The organism is uncultured Succiniclasticum sp., from assembly GCF_902793885.1.
In the GTDB taxonomy this organism is placed as follows: domain Bacteria; phylum Bacillota; class Negativicutes; order Acidaminococcales; family Acidaminococcaceae; genus Succiniclasticum.
In genome coordinates, this window is the sequence record NZ_CADBFF010000012.1 from 96,600 (window position 1) to 115,237 (window position 18,638).

The following is an 18,638-nucleotide window of genomic DNA, read 5'->3' on the forward strand; positions in this document are numbered from 1 at the left end:
CGTAAAAACGACCAACCTTGCAACGTAAACCCGCATGGTTATTGGGTTTAAACCATGGTACCTCTTAATACATAAAGGTAAAACCCTTATTGGAAGCTTTAGCTGTAGAAATAACTGTCTGACAGTGCATTTCAACTGCTAAAAGAGGTGTGACTCAGGGTTTCCCCGCATTTTTCGCTGATCAGGATCGGTTAGCCAAAATAAAATACCCGCCATTGCTGACGGGTATGGGGAATCATCGGGAGTCTGTAATATCTGCAAATAACTTAAAGTGTTTCTCTGAATTTTAGGCTGTTTGTTCTGTGACGTGCTCCAAGGAATACAAGCAGTCCATCATAATTACCCTCACATCTTACTTCTGCTGTGCTTTATAGGCTTCCAGTTTCTGTCGCATGGTCATTGGCTTTGTTTCCGCAGTTGATTCCTGTTTCTGTTTTGCTTCGGCTTTAGCAGTACTTCGTTTGGAATTATTGTCATCTTTTATTTCTTCGGTAACCACAGTCCTTACATTGCTGCTGCTCAAAATATCCCGCAACCTCTTTTCAACCGCGTCCGCATCCGCCACGCCATCAAAACTCATGACAGGTTGTTCGCCTACTAACAATGTATTTTCACTGTTGGTCCACACCGCATCGTGCTGCCCGCCGTCGTGGAACACTGCGGACAGGTTCCCGGCAATCAGGAAGGCCTGCTCCTGAGGGCTCATATTCGTAGTCTTAGCCGGTGTGTAGAAGGGCTTACCTGCTACCGTGATCAGCCCGGTTTCTTTATTAACAGTTACCTGGTTTTTGCTCCACTCTGTAATCTTCTTATTGTAATTGTCGCGTCGGCTCACACTGGTGGGATGGTCGTTGAACAGTTCCGCAAAACCGCTGGACTTGCTGCCGTTCTGTTCCAGGATGTGCTGCCACAGGGCCGCGCCGGCGCCCACGTTGTATCCGGCCGCCACGGCATAGTCAAAGGCCAGCTTGTCCGCCTGACTTTCCATGGGTTTGGTCACCCACTTTGCCGTACCGATTGTTGTAACTAATGCCGCACCGACGGACGAGGCGGAGTTCCGGTTCTGGCTGGCATACAGCGCGCCAAGGATCGAAAGGGGCAGCGCCCGCTTTACACCGGCGGCAGGGTGGTTCTTCTGACCGTGGCCCATTTCGTGGGCAATGACAAAAGCCAGCTCGTCTTCATTGTAATTTAATTTATCGAACGCGCCAATGTTGACGCTCATGTTGTGGCCCAACGTACAGAACGCGTTGAAGGATTTATCGTTGTTGACGAAATAATTGTAAGGTTTTTTTACGATGGAATCATCGGTCAGTGCCACAGCGTCGGACAGGCGGGTCATAATCCGGGCCAGCATGGCATTGGCCGTAGGGTCTGTGTTGACGCCGTACTTGTCTTTGATCTGGCCCATGTATTCGTCTCGGCCCTTGTTGTCCAGATAGCTCACCTGTTTATTGAGGTAAGCATACTCCGCGCCTACCTGGAACAGGGCCAGCCCGGCAGACAACCAGTCCCAGGCCAAGGCCTGCTTCGGCATCACGGCGCCGGTAGTCAGTGACAGACAAAGTGCAGCGGAAGCTGCGGTACGGATAATGGAAGATTTTTTCATAATGATAACCTCCAATTATTGGTGTCTAAATTGAAAGCACGTTTGCAAACCGTCATGGACAACCTGGAAAGGTTTGCCCCATCGCTGCGCTTTAGGCGGCGACTGCTTGCAGGATGCCGCCGTAGCAAAGCAGGGGAGGGAAGGTTGCCCATGACGGTTGTACATTTTTATTTTAGAATCGTCCAACCATCCTCCTGGTACACCTTGCCTTCTTTCATCAGACGGCCCAGGGCACGCTTAAAGGCAGCTTTGGAAATACCGAATTTCGTTTTGATGATCTCCGTAGGCGTATCGTCACAGTAAGGCATGCGCCCGTTCCGGGACTGCAGCGTTTCCAAAAGCATCTGCGCATCGTCCACCATGGCGTTTTCCTTCTGCTTGCGCAGGGACACATCCACATGGCCGTCTTCCCGGATAAAGGTGATACGGGCCGTGACCTGTTCCCCGTAAGCCAGATAGCGTTTGGGGTCCGCCTCGCTCCGGTGCAGGAAGGCAATGTGACGGTCATTGGTAAAAATGAAAAATCCTTCTTTTGTAATATTATAAATCGTCCCGGTTACGGTATCCCCTACTTTGGCCTCTTCCCCAATGGGTTTCGCCGCTTTGGCCAGGTCCTTGTCCACCTTCATGGTCACGGCAGGCCGGCCGCTTTTGTCCCGGTACAGCTTGATCCAGATTTTCTGGTTGGGGTTCACCCTGCCCAGCATTTCCGTATAAGGGAGGAACACGCCCCGTTCCGCCCCAATGTCCACAAAGCCGCCGTCCCGGGTCACGCTGATGACTTTCGCGTAACCCAGCTGTCCTTCTTTCATCTTGGGCAGCTTCATGCTGGCGGTGAGGCGCTTATGGGGGTCCAGATACAGGTACACCCGCACTTCGTCCCCCACTTTCACCGGGGTTGTCTGCTGCAGTTTGTGCAGCAGGATGTCGTCCGAAGTGTCACCGGTGCCCGCGTCCAGAAAGGCTCCCATTTCGGAGACCCGGACCACCTTCAGAGTGACCACGTCGCCAGCTTTGTACTGCAGGTTATTGTCCATCATCGGTCCCCTCGAAGGCTTCGCTGGGAGCATCGGCCCACAGCTGTTCCAGATTATAGAAATCCCGTTCTTCTTCCAGGAATATATGCACCACCGCGTCGCCGAAATCCATCAGCACCCAGCGGCCTTCGTTATAACCTTCCTTGTGGCTGCAGAACACTTCCTGTTCCGCCAGCTTATCCTCAATGGCATCGGCAATGGCCCGCACCAGCGTGGTGTTGGACGCGCTGGCGATGACAAAGTAATCTGTCATATAGGATATGCCTTCCATGTTCAGCAGTAAAATGTCTTTTCCTTTTTTATCGTCTGCAATCGTTGCAATCTTCTCTGCCAGTTCTCTTGGCTGCATGGTCATACAGTCTACCTCCGCTTACGTTTCATTTCTATTTTAATCAGATTTCTTCTATATAATATATGTACGTCAGCCGTGACGCACGGGGTACACATCTCAAAATGCTCCTGCCTGTTACCGCACCGTTCTCATCCGTCCCGGCTCAGTTCTTCGGCGCCGGCTGGGGCCTGTTGCTGACCACCGGTTTACGGATGACCGGGGGCGCGTTTTTCTTCGGAGCCGGTTTCGGCGCGCTGCTCACCGATGGCTTCGGCGTACTGAATACGGTAGAGGAAGACTTAGACGAACCGGATACTGAGGAAGAAGAGCCGGACGAACTACTGCTCTTCTGCTGTGACGTCGTCCTCTTTTCCGATTCGGACCGGCGGACCTCAGCTGCTTTTTTCTTCGTATCGGAAGAAGACCGTCTGGCAGCAGCGGCAGCCGCGCTTCTCCGGGAATCGCTGTTGCTTCCCTCACCCAGCGCATCCACGCCTTCTACCGGGTCGCCGTCACCGGGTCCTCCGCTCATTGTCATAAAAGGAATATCAACCTCTTTCAGGGATTTTTCAATATCGGCCCGGTTGGCCCTCCAGTAGCTGATACCGCTGGAAGGAGAGTCGTAGAAGTTACCGTACAGCATGCCGGAACGGATATTGTTGTCCGACATGATATTAAAGCTGCGGGCCGCCTTCAGCATGGTGACCGTGTCCATATCCGTTTCAATATATTGTTTGGCAGTAGAAAGCAGCTTGGGTATTTTGGTTATATTCTCAATGGAAAACATCTGCAGACCCAGTGCTTTCAGGAATTTCTGCTGGCGCTGTACACGGCCGATATCCCCCAGCTCGTCAGAACGGAAGCGCACATACTGGCCGCTCTTTTCCCCGTCCAGGTGCTGGTAGCCGTGTTTGATATCAATTTTCAGATTTGCATACGGGTCTTCATACCGCATGTCCTTGTCAACGTACAGGTCCACGCCGCCGATCAGGTTGATGATTTCAATGAATCCCTGCCAGTTGGCCAGCGCATAATAATGAATCGGGATGCGCAGCAAATTGGCGATAGTCTGCTTGGCCATGGCCACCCCGCCATACGTATAGGCTGAGTTCAGTTTTTCATACTGGGTATGACCCGGCAGGATCACCATGGTATCCCGGGGCAGGGAAATCAGCGAGATTTTGTGGTCTTTCGGGTCGAAGCTGGCCACGATCATGGCATCTGTCCGCTTGGGTTCGCTTTTATCCGCTTCGCTGTCCCCGTCGTCAATCCCAAGCAGCAGCACATTGATGCGCTGGTTCAGCTTTTCATCTTTTTCTATAGCCGGATCTGCCGCCACCACTTTCTTTTCCGGTGCATTGATGATGTTCGTGTACACCCACACAGAACCCCAGAAGACCGAGGTCAGCAGCACCGCCAGTATGATCAGCAGCAGAAACAGCCGCCCCCAGCGCATCCTGCGCCGTTTGGACGGATGATAATGCCTGTTGTCATGTTCCGTATTGTTACCGTTCTTGTTTTCCGAATCCATTTAGTTCCTCTTTTTTAGTATTATTTATAATTGCGATTAAAATTGCGCTTCCTTCCCGGAAACGCTGGCACAACCGGTCTGTTCCATGATGGGAACGTAACGTTGCACGTCATTTATCTTAAGGAAACACTGATTCATCAGCGTCTCCTTATTTTTTCTTTTGCTTTTTAGCCTGTTCTGTCCTGTATTTTGCCGCCAGCTGGTTATACCCGGCAATGGCGTCAGGATGAATCAGCAGACCGTCCTCCAGCAGATACCGGATAGTGTTTTCGTATGACAAAAACATGCCTCTGTCCAGATCTTGAAAGGATGCTTCCCGCAACGCTTCCACGCCTTCAAAATCCCGGCCCGGTTCAATCAAATCTGCCAGAAATACAATTTTAGCGGTTTCCGTCATGTCCGCCTTCCCCGTAGAATGATACCGGATGGCATCCAGCACTTCCGTATCATCCGGGCTGATGCCGTATTTCCGCACTGCGAAATAAACGCCCAGCTTGGCATGCAGTAAAATCGGCTGGGCTTCCTCTACCGAATCAACCGGCAGTCCCAGGTCTTTCGCTTTCGCCACACTGGTCTCTTTGGGGACCTGGCGTCCGCAGTCATGAATCAGCGCCGCTACGGCCACCTTTTTTACATCTGCATGGTAATGCTCTGCCATTTTCAATGCCGTTTCATATACGCGCACCGAATGTTCATAGCGTTTTGGTTTCAGGCTCTGCTGCAGCAAAGCTCGCATTTCCTCTATGGTCATTGCTGAGTTCTTCTCTCCTTTTCTATAGTAAAAGGTACTCTTACAATTTTAATGTTTCTGCCCGGTACAACCCATGTTCAAAAATATACCGTTCCACAGCAAGGGGCGCCATGCCCCGTATGGGTTTTCCGTCCCGCAGCCGTTTTCGTATCTCGGTAGACGAAATGGCCGTTTCCGGAACCTCCACATGGATGATTTTTTCTGCGGCCCAGGATCCGTAGGCCTTGGTCAGCCTTTCTACACCGGCTTCTCCTTCATAGCCCGGGCGTTCCGCCGCCGCAAAATACACCAGACGCAACAGATCCTGCACCCGATACCAGGTGTAAAGCTGGGTCAGGGAATCTTCCCCGATGATGAGATAGATGTCCGCGTCCGGCCACATTTCCTGCATAACATTTACGGTATCGTAGGTATAGGACAGGCCGCCCCGGTCAAATTCCAGACTGCTGACCACAAAGTCTTCATACTCTTGGATTGCCAGTTTCACCATGGCCAGCCGGTCCTGCCAGGACGCAAAGTCCGACCGTTTCTGCTTATGGGGAGGAATGTAAGCCGGCAAAAACACCACTTTGTCAAATTCCAGCTGCCGTTGCACCGCATGCGCCATGCGCAGATGTCCCATATGGATCGGGTCAAAGGTCCCACCCATGATCGCCAGCCGTTCCATGGCCCTGCCTCCCTGTTTTTGTACTGCTGAATCGGTTTGCGCTGTTACTTCAGCGTTTCCTTAAAGTATTACATTATATTATAGCAATCTATCCCTGCATTTGTAAATAAAAGGAAACATAATTCCCCGCTTATTTCACATTTTATAATCATAGTAGCCAGAGATACAAAACGCAATGCGGCTGCGCTTTCCTGTTCCCATCCTGCGCAACTGCCGGAAAATCCGTCAGCCGTTTTTTATGCGATAGATTATGAATTCCAAAACCGCAATGACAGCAATCAGAAGCACAAGCAGGCGGAACCGGTCTTTCATATCAAAAATGGTTTTAGGCCTTCTCAGAAACTCCGAGAAGGCCTGCGAAAAATCTTCCATTTTTTGCATTGTGCTCCGCTCATCCTGCATATTGCATTTCCTCAATTCACGACCGTATCGCCTGCACCTGTACAAACCCCACCGACTGCTGCCGGCCGAAAGTAAATCTCCTTTTTATTCATACCGCAACGCTTCGATGGGATCCAGCAGCGCGGCTTTGCGTGCCGGATAGATACCGAAGAATACGCCGATACCCACAGAGAATACCACGGAAATGATGATGATCGGAACCGAGATGACAGTTTTCCACTCTGCAAAGGTGCTGATGGCATAGGATGCGCCGATACCCAGCAGCACACCTAAGAAGCCCCCGATGATACCGATAACGGCCGATTCGATCAGGAACTGGAGCAGAATATTATTGTACGTTGCGCCCAGTGCTTTCCGGATCCCGATTTCCCGGGTACGTTCCGTTACGGATACCAGCATGATGTTCATGATGCCGATGCCGCCTACCAGCAGACTGATGGCCGCAATGCAGCCCAGCAACATGGTAATGGTGTTGGCCGTGCTCATCATGGTGTCCATCAGCGCCGCCAGGTTACGCACGGAAAAATCGTCATCGTCCGAATTTTTAATCCGGTGACGGATGCGGAGCAGATGCTCCACTTCTGCCTGCACACTGTCAATAACATTTTCATTCATCGCCTGTATGGTGATGTTATTCACGTATGTAATACCCATCATACGGTTCATGGCCGTGGTCAGAGGCACAAAGACCACATCATCCTGGTCCTGGCCGCCGGAAGACTGCCCTTTGGCGCCCAGTACGCCCACCACCTTGAAAGGCGCCTTGTTGATGCGGATGGTCTTGCCGATAGGATCCCCGTCCGGGAACAGGTTGTCCACAATGGTCTTGCCAATGACGCAGACCCGGTCCTTGCCTGCCATGTCATGGTCGTTTATGTTACGGCCTTCTTCTACCGTATAGTCACGGATATCAATAATGTTAGGGGTAGAGCCCTGCACGTTGGTCGTCCAGTTCTGATTGCCCACTACCAGCTGGTAACCGCGGGAGACCATAGGCGCTACATATTTGATTCCATCAATATTCTTCTCAATGGCTTTGGCGTCGTCATCGGTCAGACGCGCCCCGCTGCCGGCCTGGATGCGGGCCCCGGTAGCCGTGCGGCCCCCGGACTGGACGATAAGCAGGTTGCTGCCCAGACGGGAAATATTATCTTTGATCTGTTCCTTGACCCCAAAGCCCAGGCTGACCATGGCAATCACGGCGCCCACGCCGATGATGATACCCAGCAGTGTCAGCAGCGTGCGCAGCTTGTTGGATATCATGCCGTCAATGGCCATCTTGATCGACTCATTGAACATAATCGTGTACCAGCCTTTCGTCACTGTTCAGGTGACCGTCCCGCATGACCAGGATGCGTTTGGTCTGCTGCCCGATATCCGGCTCATGGGTAACCATGACAATGGTTTTACCCATGGCATTCAGCTTTTTAAAAATATCCATAATTTCATAACTGGACTTGGTATCCAGGTTACCGGTAGGTTCGTCTGCCATCACGATGGCCGGGTTGTTGATCAGCGCCCGGGCGATGGCCACCCGCTGCCGCTGCCCGCCGGACAGTTCGTTTGGCTTATGGTCCAGACGGTCCTCCAGTCCTACATCCCGCAGGGCAATCCGGGCCCGCTCCATGCGTTCTTCTTCCGACACGCCTGCATACACAAGAGGCAGCGCCACATTCTGCTGGGCCGAAATCTTGGAAAGCAGATTAAAATTCTGAAATACAAACCCGATTTTGGCGTTCCGGGTGCGGGCCAGCTCGTCGTCGCTCAGTCCCGCCACTTCTTTCCCATCCAGATAATACTTTCCGGAAGTGGGACGGTCCAGGCAGCCCAGAATATTCATCATGGTGGATTTGCCGCTGCCGGAAGGTCCCATGATGGCCACAAAATCCCCTTCTTCCACGCTGAAGTTCACATGGTCCAGCGCCTGCAGAATGGTATCGCCCATGGTAAACTGTTTCACAATATCTTCCAGTACAATGACATCTGCCATGCTAATCCCTCATTTCCTGTGCCGTTTCTGTGGAACCGGCATGCCGTAAAAGCGAGCCGGTTTCGACTGCTTAGCAGCTGCTGCATTCAGTGCAACACTCACTTTAAGGCTTGTTCTTTAGTGCGGACCGCCCGGCATCGGGCTCCGTCTGTTGTTATTAGTCTGTTTTGCTTTCAGCGTTTTTACCATCACCTTGTCGCCCTGACGCAGCTGATCGCTCTTGACGGCAATGTTGTCGTCGCCGGCCATGCCCACTTCCACATCAATTTCCGTTTCCTGTTTGGTCTGGGGGTCGTACTTCTTCACATACTTACGGCCGCCGTCATAGAAGATGCAGTTCTGGGGAACCATCAGCACGTCGCCGGCCTCATGAATGATAATGCTGGCCCGGGCCGTCATGGTGGGGAACAGTTTGTTTTTGGAATTGGCAACATCTACATACACTTTATAGTAAACTACGTTGTTGGTGGTAGTAGCGCTGCGGGAAATCAGCCGCACCGTACCTTCAAAGGTCTCTTCCGGATAGGAATCTACCGTGAACTCAACCTTCTGGCCTACCTTGATCTGCCCGATATCCGATTCGTCCACCAGGGTTTCGATCTGCATCTTGTCCAGGTTGGCGATGGACATGATGACCTGAGGCGAACTGATACCGGAGCTGATGGTCTGGCCTACAGGGGTAGGTTTGCCGATGACATAGCCGTCAATCGGCGAATAGATATAGGTATCATTGGTGTTGGAAACCGCCTGCTCATGGGCAGCCTTGGCAACCCTGTAGTTCATCAGGGCCGTATCATATTGCTGCTGCGAGATAGCGCCTTTACTCAACAGCGCCGAATAACGGTTCATGGTCAGCGTGGCTTCATTCAGCGTAGCTTCCCGCTGCTCTTCCGTCGCTTTCAGGGACGAATCATCTAGCCGCAGCAACAGCTGTCCGGCGGTGACGTGGTCGTTTTCCGCTACCAGTACCTCTACGATACGACCTGTAATCTTGGAGCTGATATCCACATTATCCAGCGCGCTGAGGCTGCCGGTAGCAGAAACGCCTTTCTGCAGGTTCCCGTATTCCACGGAAACCGTTTTTACCGTTTCCGTTTTCGTGGCTTTCTGGCTCTTGTAATATTTGTAGCCCCCGAAACAGGCTCCGAGAAGAATTGCCAAAAACACAAGGGCATAGAGATTATTTTTTAAAAATTTCAACATGCTGACCACACTCCCGTACCGCATTTTCCTGTATCATTACAACAATGCATGCTTTGCTGGTTCTTTACGGTTTTATTGTAACAATGAATTGTGACATTTTTATGTTGGGAACTGCAAAAATCCATAATTCTTATCGCAGCAGGCGGCTTTGCAATTCCTCCAGGGTTTCGTCGGTGATCCCGATCACCTGTTTCAAATATCCCAGAGGCGTACCTCCCAGACTGCACATTTCCTCCCGGGCCGTCTGAAGGCAGTCGGCGTCTGCCAGGTACATCATGCGCAGCACTGCCCTTGCCTGTTTATTCTGATATCTGTCCGGCAGGTTCTCCAGTTTCCTCTCCAGCCAGGGCTCCACCACTTTATTGGTCTCCATGTAATCCGCCGCAATGATATCCCAGGATACATTCAGGGCTGTCAGCAGAAACGCGGTGATGATACCGGTGCGATCCTTGCCGCCGTTGCAGTGATACAGCAGCGCACCGCCCTTCATGGACAGCAGCAGCTCAAAAAAGCGGCGTGTGGCGTTCTGGGCCTGCTTCGATGTGATAAATTTGCGGTAGATATCCTGCAGATACTGCTGCGGCGTATAAACCGGCCCGCTGGTCATATTAATCAGCGCATCCAGTACGCTGATCTTGATCTGTGGCGAACCGGCAAACGACCCAAAGCCCATCTGGTCGTCGCTCAACAGGGAAATACGGGAATAAGCGGCAACTCCCCAAGGGGGATCCGGGCGTTCGTCACTTTCTTTGGCACTCCGCAGATCCACAACCGTACGGACCCGGCAGATTCCCAGCAGATACATGATATCGGCATCGCTGAGCTCGCTTAAGCGGCCGCTGCGAATCAGTTTGTTCCGCCGTATGACGCGTCCATCCAGGGTCACAGTGTCCCCCAGGTCACGAATATTTTTCTGTTTTTCTAACCGAATTGGTATCATGGTCTAACCTGTCCGTCTCCACTGATTAAATATTTGTAGGTGGTTAATTCCGGCAGGGCCATGGGACCCCGGGCATGTAATTTCTGTGTGCTGATACCGATCTCCGCCCCGAAGCCAAACTGGAATCCGTCCGTAAAGCGGGTGGACGCATTGGCGTATACACAGGCGGCATCCACCATCTGCTGGAATTTTCTGGCATTGGCAAAGTTGCGGGTCACGATGCACTCACTGTGCTTTGTGCCATACCTGTTAATATGTTCTATCGCCTCATCTGTATTCTCTACCACTTTAACAGAAAGACGCAGGTCGCCGTACTCTGTTGCCCAGTCTTCTTCCGTAGCAGGCAGGGCTTCCTTATCCATCGCGCAGACCGTTTCATCGCCTATGATCTGCACGCCTTTTTCTTTTAGTGCCTGCAACATATGGGGCAGGAACTCCTGCACCGCACCTTTATGCACCAGCAGGGTTTCCATGGCGTTGCACACGCCGGGGCGCTGGGTTTTGGCATTGATGATGATGGCCTCTGCCATCCCATAATCCGCACCGGCATCCACAAAGGTGTGGCAGACACCTACGCCGGTTTCAATGACCGGCACACTGGCGTTGCCTACCACGGCCTGGATCAGACGGCCGCTGCCCCGGGGGATCACCACGTCCACCAGCCCGTTCAGGGTGATCAGCTCCTGCACCGCCGCATGGTCCGTACTGGTGATGAACTGGATGCTTCCTGTGGGAATACCGGCCTCTTCTGCAGCGGCCCGCAGCACCGCAGCAATTTTTGTGTTAGAATGGATCGCTTCGCTGCCGCCTTTCAGGATGACCGCATTACCGCTCTTCAGGCACAGCCCAATAGCATCCGCCGTCACGTTGGGACGGGCTTCATAAATGATGCCGATGACTCCCAGCGGTACACGGATTTTTGTCACAGTCAGCCCATTGGCCAGTGTGCTGCCGCCAATAATTTCCCCTACCGGATCTTTCAAGGCAGCCACCTGCCGCAACCCGTCGGCCATATCCGCCAGTCGGACGGAGGTCAGCAGCAACCGGTCCAGCAGGGAAGCTTTCATATTTTTCGCTTTGCCGGCTTCCATATCCTTTGCATTGGCCGCCAGAATCCCTTCCTGTTCCGCCAGCAACGCATCAGCCATGGCTTCCAGGGCTTTGTTTTTGATTGCCGGCGAAACCGCAGCCAGTTTTCTTGCCGCTGCCGCAGCTTCCATCGCCTGTTCCCGTATTGTCATCTTCGCACCTTCTTTTCAAAACTTACAGGTCAGTCATTATATTGGTTTTCTATAATAATTATTATCTTCCATTAACTTTATCTGACGACTGCCGTCCCAATTGCAGACGGCCACCTGCCCGATACATCAAAGAATTACCAGATCGTCCCGGTGAATCACTTCATCATAGGTCTTTTCCCCTAAAATGCTTACGATCTCGCTGCTCTTATGGCCTTTGATCTTTTCCAGCTCCTGGGATGAGTAATGACTCAGGCCCCGGGCCAGCTCATTTCCTGCTTCATCCCGGACGCTTACCGTGTGTCCGGCTTCAAACTCACCGGTAACAGCGGTGATGCCGGCAGGCAGGATACTGCTGCCTCCCGGACGGCGGATGGCTTTCGCGCAGCCGATGTCAACCAGAAGGGAACCTTCAATGCGGGAGCCGAAGGCCAGCCAGCGTTTGCGGAACTGCAGCCGGTTTTCCCGGGAAATAAATAAGGTTCCCAGCTGTTCTCCCTGCAGGATCCGTGTGATGGCGTTGGGTTCCGTACCCGATGCAATGATCATGCTGATACCGGAACTGGTTGCCGCTTTTGCCGCCTGAATCTTGGTAAACATGCCGCCGGTGCCAAATCCGCTGCCGGCAGCTCCGGCACTGGCTTCCACTTCCGGTGTAATTTCCCGTACTTCGTACACAAGCTTTGCATCCGGATGGGTTTTGGGGTTGGCTGTGTACAGCCCGTCTATATCACTGAGCAGAATGTCCAGGTCCGCATCCACGATACCTGCCACCAGCGCAGACATATTGTCGTTGTCGCCGATCTTCAGGTCATCCAGGGCCACCACGTCATTCTCGTTGACAATGGGAATGACCCCCTGCTTCAATAATTCCATAAAGGTATTACGGGAATTGGTATAGCGGTGCCGATCCAGCACTTCCGTGCGGGTCAGCAGCACCTGGGCCACGATCTGTCCGTATTCGGCAAACAGCTTTTCATAGGTATTCATCAGAATCCCCTGTCCAACCGCTGCCGCCGCCTGTTTTCCCGGAATGGTCTTTGGCTTTTCCTTCAGCCCCAGCCGTTCCGACCCAACCGCTACGGCGCCGCTGGTCACCAGAATCACTTCCAGCCCCTGGTTGTGCAGATCCGCCAGTTCCCGGCACAGGTGATCCATCCGGGTGAAGTTGCGGCTGCAGTTAGGATAGGTGATGGTACTGGTACCCACCTTCACAACAATTCGTTTTACTTTTGCCAGATCTTTGCGGTTACGAATCATTAGATACACTTCCCCTCGTCCAAGGTCTCGTTTAGACGAATTATGGAGAACGGGATACCGGCATTTCTGCGTAACCCGTCTCGATGTCACAGCAAGCGGACGCTCATAAACTACAGAGTAAGCAAATCGTTCTTATTTTTTGTCAGCCCACTTACTCTTCTGATAATTGAACACCATGTCCAGAATGCGTACCGTCTGCCCTTCCTGAATGCCGGCTTCCAACAGCGCTTCTTCAATCTTCAGGCGTTTCCAGATCAGCTGGAAACGGTACAGTGCTTCCTCATTATCAAAATTCGTCATGGCTACCAGGCGCTCGATGTTCTTGCCTTTTACTTCAAAATCCGCATCCTCGGCACCCCGGATAATTTCAAAGCTGTCCGGGTCTCCCTCGTCGATGACTCCGATTTCTTCTTCCGGCTCCGCCACATACTGCCGGGACATCTCCCAGGCTTTCCACATCAAATCCTGCAGGCCCTCGCCTGTAGCTGCGGAAACCGGCATGATCTCATAGCCTTTTGCCTCAACATATTCTTTTAACAGAACAAAATTATCTTCACTGTCCGGCAGGTCCATCTTGTTGGCCACTACCAGCTGCTTACGGCGGGCCAGTTTAGCGCTGTAAGCCTCCAGCTCGTGATTGATTTTCTCAAAGTCCTCAATGGGGTCCCGGCCCTCGCAGCCGGAAACATCCACCACATGAAGCAGCACCTTGGTCCGTTCAATGTGACGCAGGAAATCATGACCCAGACCCACGCCTTCCGCGGCGCCTTCAATCAGCCCGGGAATGTCCGCCAGCACAAAGCTCTGCTCCTCGCTTAAACGGACAACCCCCAAAACCGGAGTCAGCGTGGTAAAATGATAGGCCGCGATTTCCGGTCTGGCCGCACTGACCCGTGAGATGATGCTGGATTTTCCCACGCTGGGATAACCCACCAGCCCCACATCCGCCAGCAGCTTCAGCTCCAGCCGCAGCCATCCTTTGGTTCCCGGTTCTCCTTTTTCCGCAAAGGTCGGAGCCCGTTTGGTACTGGTGGCGTAGCAGGCATTTCCCTTGCCGCCCCGGCCGCCTTTTGCAGCCACAAACTCCTGGCCGTCTTCCGTCAGGTCCGCGATCATGATATTCGTTTCGTCATCCCGCACAACCGTACCCAGGGGGACCTTGATAATCACATCTTCTCCCCGGTGCCCGGTCATGTTGGAAATGCCGCCTTTATCGCCACGTTTTGCGATGAATTTCCGCTTGTACCTGAAATCAATCAGGGTGTTCAGGCTGTTATCGGCCCGTAAGATCACGTTGCCCCCCCGGCCGCCGTTGCCGCCATTGGGGCCACCTCTTTCCACAAACTTCTCACGGCGAAAACTGCTCATGCCGTCGCCGCCGTTGCCTGCTTCCACATAAATCCTTGCTTTATCAATAAACATGCGAATCTCCTGTTTTGAATTACATATTATCTTATATTATACCACAGCACCCTACCAGGCGGCAACAACTCCATCGGCACGTGGCTCGGTAGCAGCCGCGTAAACACCGTCGGACTGACGTATAATCATCTGCCCCCTGCCAAAGGAGGTGAAATCTTCCATAACCTTAATATCATGTCCCCGCTGTTTCAGGTCTTCTACTATCTTCCTGTCATAATTTGCTTCCACTTCCACGGTTTTCCCGCCGGTCCACTGCCACCGGGGCGCATCCAGCGCTTCCTGGGGATTTAACCCGAAATCGATCAGGTTATTGACCACCTGGACCTGTCCCTGAGGCTGCATGAACGCGCCCATGACGCCAAAGGGGCCAACGGCCTCTCCGTCCTTCAGCAAAAAGCCGGGAATAATGGTATGGTACGGCTTCTTTCCCGGGGCCAGACAGTTATCCATTTCCGGGTTCAGACTGAAATTCTTTCCTCTGTTATTTAGCAGGATGCCTGTCCCCGGCACGGCTAATTTGGAGCCAAAGTTATTAAAATGACTCTGGATCAGCGACACCATGTTACCTTCCCGGTCAGCCGTGCAGAGATAGACCGTGCCGCCACAGTTCAGATCTACCGGTCTGGGAAGCTGTGCTTGATGGCCAATTTCCGCCGCCCGTTTTTTACCGTATTCCTCACTGAGGAAATATTCCACACTGGCCTTCATGTAACGGGGATCCGCAATGTACATCTTACCGTCAGTGAACCCGATCTTCATGGCTTCCAGCTGTTTATGAACGGTTTCCGAATCTTCCTTCTTCCCAAGAGATAACTGCTGCAGAATATTCAGTGTCATCAGAACCACCAGGCCATGTCCGTTAGGCGGAATCTCACACACCTCATAGCCGCGGTAATGCAACCGAAGCGGTTCTACCCATTCCGGTTTGTAGTTTTGTAAATCTGCTTCCGTAAGATAACCGCCCGTTGCATCGGCAAAGCGGAGTATCTCCCGGGCAATATCTCCTTTATAGAAACTGTCACATTTGCTTTCCGCAAGGTTGCGCAGCGTCGCTCCCATTTCCGGAAGCCTTACTACCTCTCCGGATTCCAGTTTTTTGCGATTGAAAAACGTATCCAACATCGGTTGATACATCGTTTCGTCTTTCAGTCCGGCAACCTTGGGCACATTTTTCTTCCATATCCTGCTGCAGATCGGTTGCAGAGGAAACCCCTCTTCCGCGTAGCGGATCGCCGCATCAAACAGTGAAGCAAAATCGGCAACGCCAAACCGTTCGTGGAGCGCTTTCCAGGAAGCAGGCGCTCCGGGGACGGTCACCGTCTCCCAACCATGATCCGGCATGTCAGAGACAGACAGGTCCAGGATTTGGCCGCCGTCTGAATAATGCCCCGTTGCTCTCGCCTCCATGCCAAGCTTCGCCAGTACCTTTTCTCTGGTGAGTGCAAGCGGCGCCGGGCCACTGCCATTCAATCCGTACAGCTTTCCTTTGTACCAGATCAGCGCAAACAAATCACTGCCAATGCCGTTGCTGGGCGGCTCCAATAACGTCAGGCTGATAGCCGTGGCAATGGCTGCATCAATGGCATTGCCTCCACTTTTCAAAATGTCAAGGCCGGCCTGGGCCGCCAGTGTCTGCGATGTACAGACCATGCCGTTTTTTCCGTATACAACACTGCGACGAGAGGGATATTTGTTCGCATCGCTGTTAAAAGAAAGATATGTGCTCATGGCGTTCTGTGTAATTCAATCAGCAAAATGTGATTGGATTTTTCCTTTCTCCCAGGGTTCCGGGTAATTCAGCTCCATAACAACATAGATTATCTGCATCATTAACATTATTAAATATTATTATATCACAGCTTGCTGTAATTGTTCTTTATTTGGCAAAAAAATAAGCATCCGGTATTTTCACCAGATGCTTGTATGCCAGAAATATGGCGGAGTGGCCGAGATTCGAACTCGGGCGAGCCTTGCGACCCCTAACGATTTAGCAAACCGTCCTCTTCAGCCAGCTTGAGTACCACTCCGTTTCATTGCCGCAAGGGCAACTCACTTGGCTATTATAGCTTATTTTTTACAATTTGACAAGCTTTTCTTCAGTATTTTCTTAAAAATTATGTCCGAGCCGGCTCCGGAGAGATCCGGAACACCGCCCTAACCGGCAGGGAACAAAAATAAAAATACTGATTGGACAGACCCGGCTTGCCGGGCCTGTCCGCTTTTGATTAAATTACTATGTAACTAACAAATATTCCCAGATAATTATTTGCCGGGGAAGAAAGGCCAGAACATAGGAATCAAAATCAGGGAGATTACGAAGCATACGATTACCAGACCAGTACCGCATTTTACATAGTCCATGAAGGTAAATTTGCCAGGGCCTAATACCAGGGTGTTAGGAGGCGTACCTACAGGAGTAGCAAATGCGCAGGATGCTGCAACGGCGATAGCCATCAGAACGGCTGCCGGATCAGCGCCCAGCTGTTTGGAAATTGCGATGCCGATGGGGCACAGCAGAGCTGCGGATGCAGTGTTGGACATGAACTGGGTCAGACCGCAGGACAGGATGAACAACACAGCAGTAACAATCAGCGGAGACGGAGTACCGCCCATCATGCCAACTGCCCATTCAGCGATAACTTTGCCAGCGCCGGTTTTGCTCATAGCAGAGGATACGGGCATCATGCCAGCGAACAGGAAAATGGTTACCCAGTCGATGGAGGCATAAGCCTGTTTTTCTGTTAAGCAGCCGGTCAGTACGGCAACGATAGCGCCGGTGATGGCAGCCATTTCCAGGGTAACACCTTTGATACCCAGAGCCATGGTCAGAACTACGGCTAACAGGATAACGCCGGAAACTACCATCTTGCTGGAAGAAGTTTCGTTAGCTTCTACTTCCTGCTCGATTTCCTGATTGGCATCCAGTTCCCGTTTCGGTAACAGGTGTTTGCCGATGAACATCATGTAAATCAGGGCAGCCAGGGTCAGGGGGATACCGATTTTTGCGAATTCAAAGAATCCGAATGCACGATAGCCAGCCTGTTCCAGAGCGCCGGAAGCGATGATGTTAGGAGGCGTACCTACCAGGGTGATGATACCGCCAACGCCGCAGGCAAATGCCAGAGGCATTAATTCGGTAGAAGCAGGGATCTTTGCTGCTGCGCACACGCCTAATACTACAGGCAGTAAGCAGGCAGCAGTACCGGTGTTAGACAGAACGGAGGATAACCCCGCGCCAACCAGCATGATACCAATCATCAGGCTGTTTTCACCAGTACCGGTGAATCTAACAACGGTTTCACCGATTTTCTGAGCCAGGCCGGTGTAGAACATGGAAGCGCCTACAACGAACATGCCGGCGAACAGAACAACGGTGGAGTTAGACAGGCCGCTGAATACCTGCTTTGCCGGGATAAATCCCAACAGGCCGCAGGCGATAGAGCCAGCCATAGCGGTAACTGCCAGAGGAATAATTTCGGTAACGAAGAATAAGGCAATTACGGCTAACAGAATAAGACACTTTGTGGACTGAGCCATTATATAACTCCTCCTCTTTTAAAATTTATATCGAGCGTACGGCCTAATACGCAGCGGGCAGTGTTCCGTACGCTTAATATACAACTATGGAATTCTCAAGGTTCTTGGCAATATTATAGCACTACTTTTCAAATTTTAAAAGTATGTATGACACAATTTTGCCACATTTTTTGAAAACCCATTTTCATTGAAAAAGACGAACGTCTTTTCCTGACAAACATTACAATTTGTCAATACCCTTTACGTGCTATAGGGTAACTCTTTAAAAAAGCCTGTTCCGAATGAACGATATGAACATTCAGAAACAGGCTTATGGTACTAAAGACTACTTGCCGGAAATGCTAATTATTTGCCGGCAGGTCCGATCATAGCCAGCATGGTGCCCGCTGCAACAGCGGTACCGATAACGCCTGCTACGTTGGGGCCCATAGCGTGCATCAGCAGGAAGTTGGAAGGATTAGCCTTCTGGCCAACAACCTGGGATACACGGGCAGCCATCGGAACGGCAGATACGCCGGCCGAACCGATCAGCGGATTAACTTTACCACCAGAGGTAATCTTCATAACCTGACCAAAGAGACAACCCAGTGCAGTACCGGCTGCGAAAGCAACCAGACCCAGGCAGATGATCAGGATGGTCTGATAACGCAGGAACTTTTCAGCTTCCATGGTTAAACCGGTACCAACGGACAGGAAAATCGTTACGATGTTCATCAGTGC

16 protein-coding genes and 1 tRNA gene are annotated in these 18,638 nt (G+C 51.9%); all 17 read right to left on the reverse strand.

Annotated features, from left to right (window positions below; all coding sequences use genetic code 11):
* Positions 1-352: 352 nt before the first annotated feature.
* Positions 353-1,609, reverse strand: a complete 1,257-nt coding sequence (locus QZV31_RS07525; protein ID WP_295359448.1) for a M48 family metallopeptidase — start codon at positions 1,607-1,609, stop codon at positions 353-355.
* A gap of 167 nt (positions 1,610-1,776) precedes the next feature.
* Positions 1,777-2,646: a S1-like domain-containing RNA-binding protein gene (locus QZV31_RS07530; RefSeq protein ID WP_366508701.1), complete on the reverse strand. Its 870-nt coding sequence runs from the start codon at positions 2,644-2,646 to the stop codon at positions 1,777-1,779.
* Positions 2,636-2,995, reverse strand: coding sequence for a ribosome silencing factor (rsfS, locus tag QZV31_RS07535; RefSeq protein ID WP_366508702.1), 360 nt, complete (start codon positions 2,993-2,995; stop codon positions 2,636-2,638). The genes QZV31_RS07530 and rsfS overlap by 11 nt, the downstream gene beginning before the upstream one ends.
* 145 nt (positions 2,996-3,140) lie before the next feature.
* The gene (locus QZV31_RS07540; RefSeq protein WP_295359451.1) at positions 3,141-4,508 is read right to left on the reverse strand and encodes an LCP family protein; all 1,368 of its coding nucleotides are present in this window, start codon (positions 4,506-4,508) and stop codon (positions 3,141-3,143) included.
* Positions 4,509-4,656: 148 nt separating this feature from the next.
* Positions 4,657-5,259 carry a bis(5'-nucleosyl)-tetraphosphatase (symmetrical) YqeK gene (yqeK, locus tag QZV31_RS07545; protein WP_295359452.1) on the reverse strand — a complete coding sequence of 201 codons (603 nt, stop codon included), beginning with the start codon at positions 5,257-5,259 and terminating at the stop codon, positions 4,657-4,659.
* 40 nt (positions 5,260-5,299) lie between these two features.
* The gene (gene nadD / locus QZV31_RS07550; protein WP_295359453.1) at positions 5,300-5,926 is read right to left on the reverse strand and encodes a nicotinate-nucleotide adenylyltransferase; all 627 of its coding nucleotides are present in this window, start codon (positions 5,924-5,926) and stop codon (positions 5,300-5,302) included.
* A 486-nt stretch (positions 5,927-6,412) separates the two neighbouring features.
* Positions 6,413-7,627 carry an ABC transporter permease gene (locus QZV31_RS07555; protein ID WP_093729406.1) on the reverse strand — a complete coding sequence of 405 codons (1,215 nt, stop codon included), beginning with the start codon at positions 7,625-7,627 and terminating at the stop codon, positions 6,413-6,415.
* Positions 7,617-8,318 carry an ABC transporter ATP-binding protein gene (locus tag QZV31_RS07560; RefSeq protein ID WP_093729407.1) on the reverse strand — a complete coding sequence of 234 codons (702 nt, stop codon included), beginning with the start codon at positions 8,316-8,318 and terminating at the stop codon, positions 7,617-7,619. Before QZV31_RS07560 ends, QZV31_RS07555 begins: the two co-directional genes overlap by 11 nt.
* Positions 8,319-8,435: 117 nt before the next feature.
* Positions 8,436-9,521 carry an efflux RND transporter periplasmic adaptor subunit gene (locus QZV31_RS07565; RefSeq protein ID WP_295359454.1) on the reverse strand — a complete coding sequence of 362 codons (1,086 nt, stop codon included), beginning with the start codon at positions 9,519-9,521 and terminating at the stop codon, positions 8,436-8,438.
* A gap of 130 nt (positions 9,522-9,651) precedes the next feature.
* Positions 9,652-10,461: a tyrosine-protein phosphatase gene (locus tag QZV31_RS07570; protein WP_093729409.1), complete on the reverse strand. Its 810-nt coding sequence runs from the start codon at positions 10,459-10,461 to the stop codon at positions 9,652-9,654.
* Positions 10,458-11,702, reverse strand: a complete 1,245-nt coding sequence (locus QZV31_RS07575; RefSeq protein WP_295359455.1) for a glutamate-5-semialdehyde dehydrogenase — start codon at positions 11,700-11,702, stop codon at positions 10,458-10,460. Before QZV31_RS07575 ends, QZV31_RS07570 begins: the two co-directional genes overlap by 4 nt.
* Before the next feature lie 126 nt (positions 11,703-11,828).
* A complete protein-coding gene (gene proB / locus QZV31_RS07580) occupies positions 11,829-12,959 on the reverse strand; it encodes a glutamate 5-kinase (protein ID WP_295359456.1) in 1,131 nt (376 codons plus the stop codon).
* A 132-nt stretch (positions 12,960-13,091) separates the two neighbouring features.
* Positions 13,092-14,381 (reverse strand): GTPase ObgE, encoded by a 1,290-nt coding sequence (gene obgE / locus QZV31_RS07585; RefSeq protein ID WP_295359457.1) that lies wholly within the window; start codon positions 14,379-14,381, stop codon positions 13,092-13,094.
* A gap of 51 nt (positions 14,382-14,432) precedes the next feature.
* Positions 14,433-16,031, reverse strand: a complete 1,599-nt coding sequence (locus QZV31_RS07590) for a gamma-glutamyltransferase family protein (RefSeq protein ID WP_295359458.1) — start codon at positions 16,029-16,031, stop codon at positions 14,433-14,435.
* A gap of 285 nt (positions 16,032-16,316) precedes the next feature.
* Positions 16,317-16,408: transfer RNA gene (locus QZV31_RS07595), tRNA-Ser, on the reverse strand.
* A 235-nt stretch (positions 16,409-16,643) separates the two neighbouring features.
* On the reverse strand, positions 16,644-17,918 hold the full coding sequence (locus tag QZV31_RS07600; protein ID WP_295359459.1) for an SLC13 family permease: 1,275 nt from the start codon (positions 17,916-17,918) through the stop codon (positions 16,644-16,646).
* 345 nt (positions 17,919-18,263) lie between these two features.
* The coding region (locus QZV31_RS07605) for a sodium ion-translocating decarboxylase subunit beta (RefSeq protein ID WP_295359460.1) at positions 18,264-18,638 on the reverse strand (375 nt) is incomplete at its 5' end.

Excerpts from the sequence above, each read along its gene's own strand:
- QZV31_RS07565 (WP_295359454.1), bottom strand. The coding sequence starts at position 9,521 with ATGTTGAAATTTTTAAAAAATAATCTCTATGCCCTTGTGTTTTTGGCA.
- QZV31_RS07560 (WP_093729407.1), bottom strand. The coding sequence starts at position 8,318 with ATGGCAGATGTCATTGTACTGGAAGATATTGTGAAACAGTTTACCATG.
- QZV31_RS07570 (WP_093729409.1), bottom strand. The coding sequence starts at position 10,461 with ATGATACCAATTCGGTTAGAAAAACAGAAAAATATTCGTGACCTGGGG.
- QZV31_RS07530 (WP_366508701.1), bottom strand. The coding sequence starts at position 2,646 with ATGGACAATAACCTGCAGTACAAAGCTGGCGACGTGGTCACTCTGAAG.
- nadD (WP_295359453.1), bottom strand. The coding sequence starts at position 5,926 with ATGGAACGGCTGGCGATCATGGGTGGGACCTTTGACCCGATCCATATG.
- proB (WP_295359456.1), bottom strand. The coding sequence starts at position 12,959 with ATGATTCGTAACCGCAAAGATCTGGCAAAAGTAAAACGAATTGTTGTG.
- QZV31_RS07540 (WP_295359451.1), bottom strand. The coding sequence starts at position 4,508 with ATGGATTCGGAAAACAAGAACGGTAACAATACGGAACATGACAACAGG.
- rsfS (WP_366508702.1), bottom strand. The coding sequence starts at position 2,995 with ATGCAGCCAAGAGAACTGGCAGAGAAGATTGCAACGATTGCAGACGAT.
- QZV31_RS07590 (WP_295359458.1), bottom strand. The coding sequence starts at position 16,031 with ATGGTCTGTACATCGCAGACACTGGCGGCCCAGGCCGGCCTTGACATT.
- QZV31_RS07555 (WP_093729406.1), bottom strand. The coding sequence starts at position 7,627 with ATGTTCAATGAGTCGATCAAGATGGCCATTGACGGCATGATATCCAAC.
- yqeK (WP_295359452.1), bottom strand. The coding sequence starts at position 5,259 with ATGACCATAGAGGAAATGCGAGCTTTGCTGCAGCAGAGCCTGAAACCA.
- QZV31_RS07525 (WP_295359448.1), bottom strand. The coding sequence starts at position 1,609 with ATGAAAAAATCTTCCATTATCCGTACCGCAGCTTCCGCTGCACTTTGT.
- QZV31_RS07600 (WP_295359459.1), bottom strand. The coding sequence starts at position 17,918 with ATGGCTCAGTCCACAAAGTGTCTTATTCTGTTAGCCGTAATTGCCTTA.
- QZV31_RS07575 (WP_295359455.1), bottom strand. The coding sequence starts at position 11,702 with ATGACAATACGGGAACAGGCGATGGAAGCTGCGGCAGCGGCAAGAAAA.
- obgE (WP_295359457.1), bottom strand. The coding sequence starts at position 14,381 with ATGTTTATTGATAAAGCAAGGATTTATGTGGAAGCAGGCAACGGCGGC.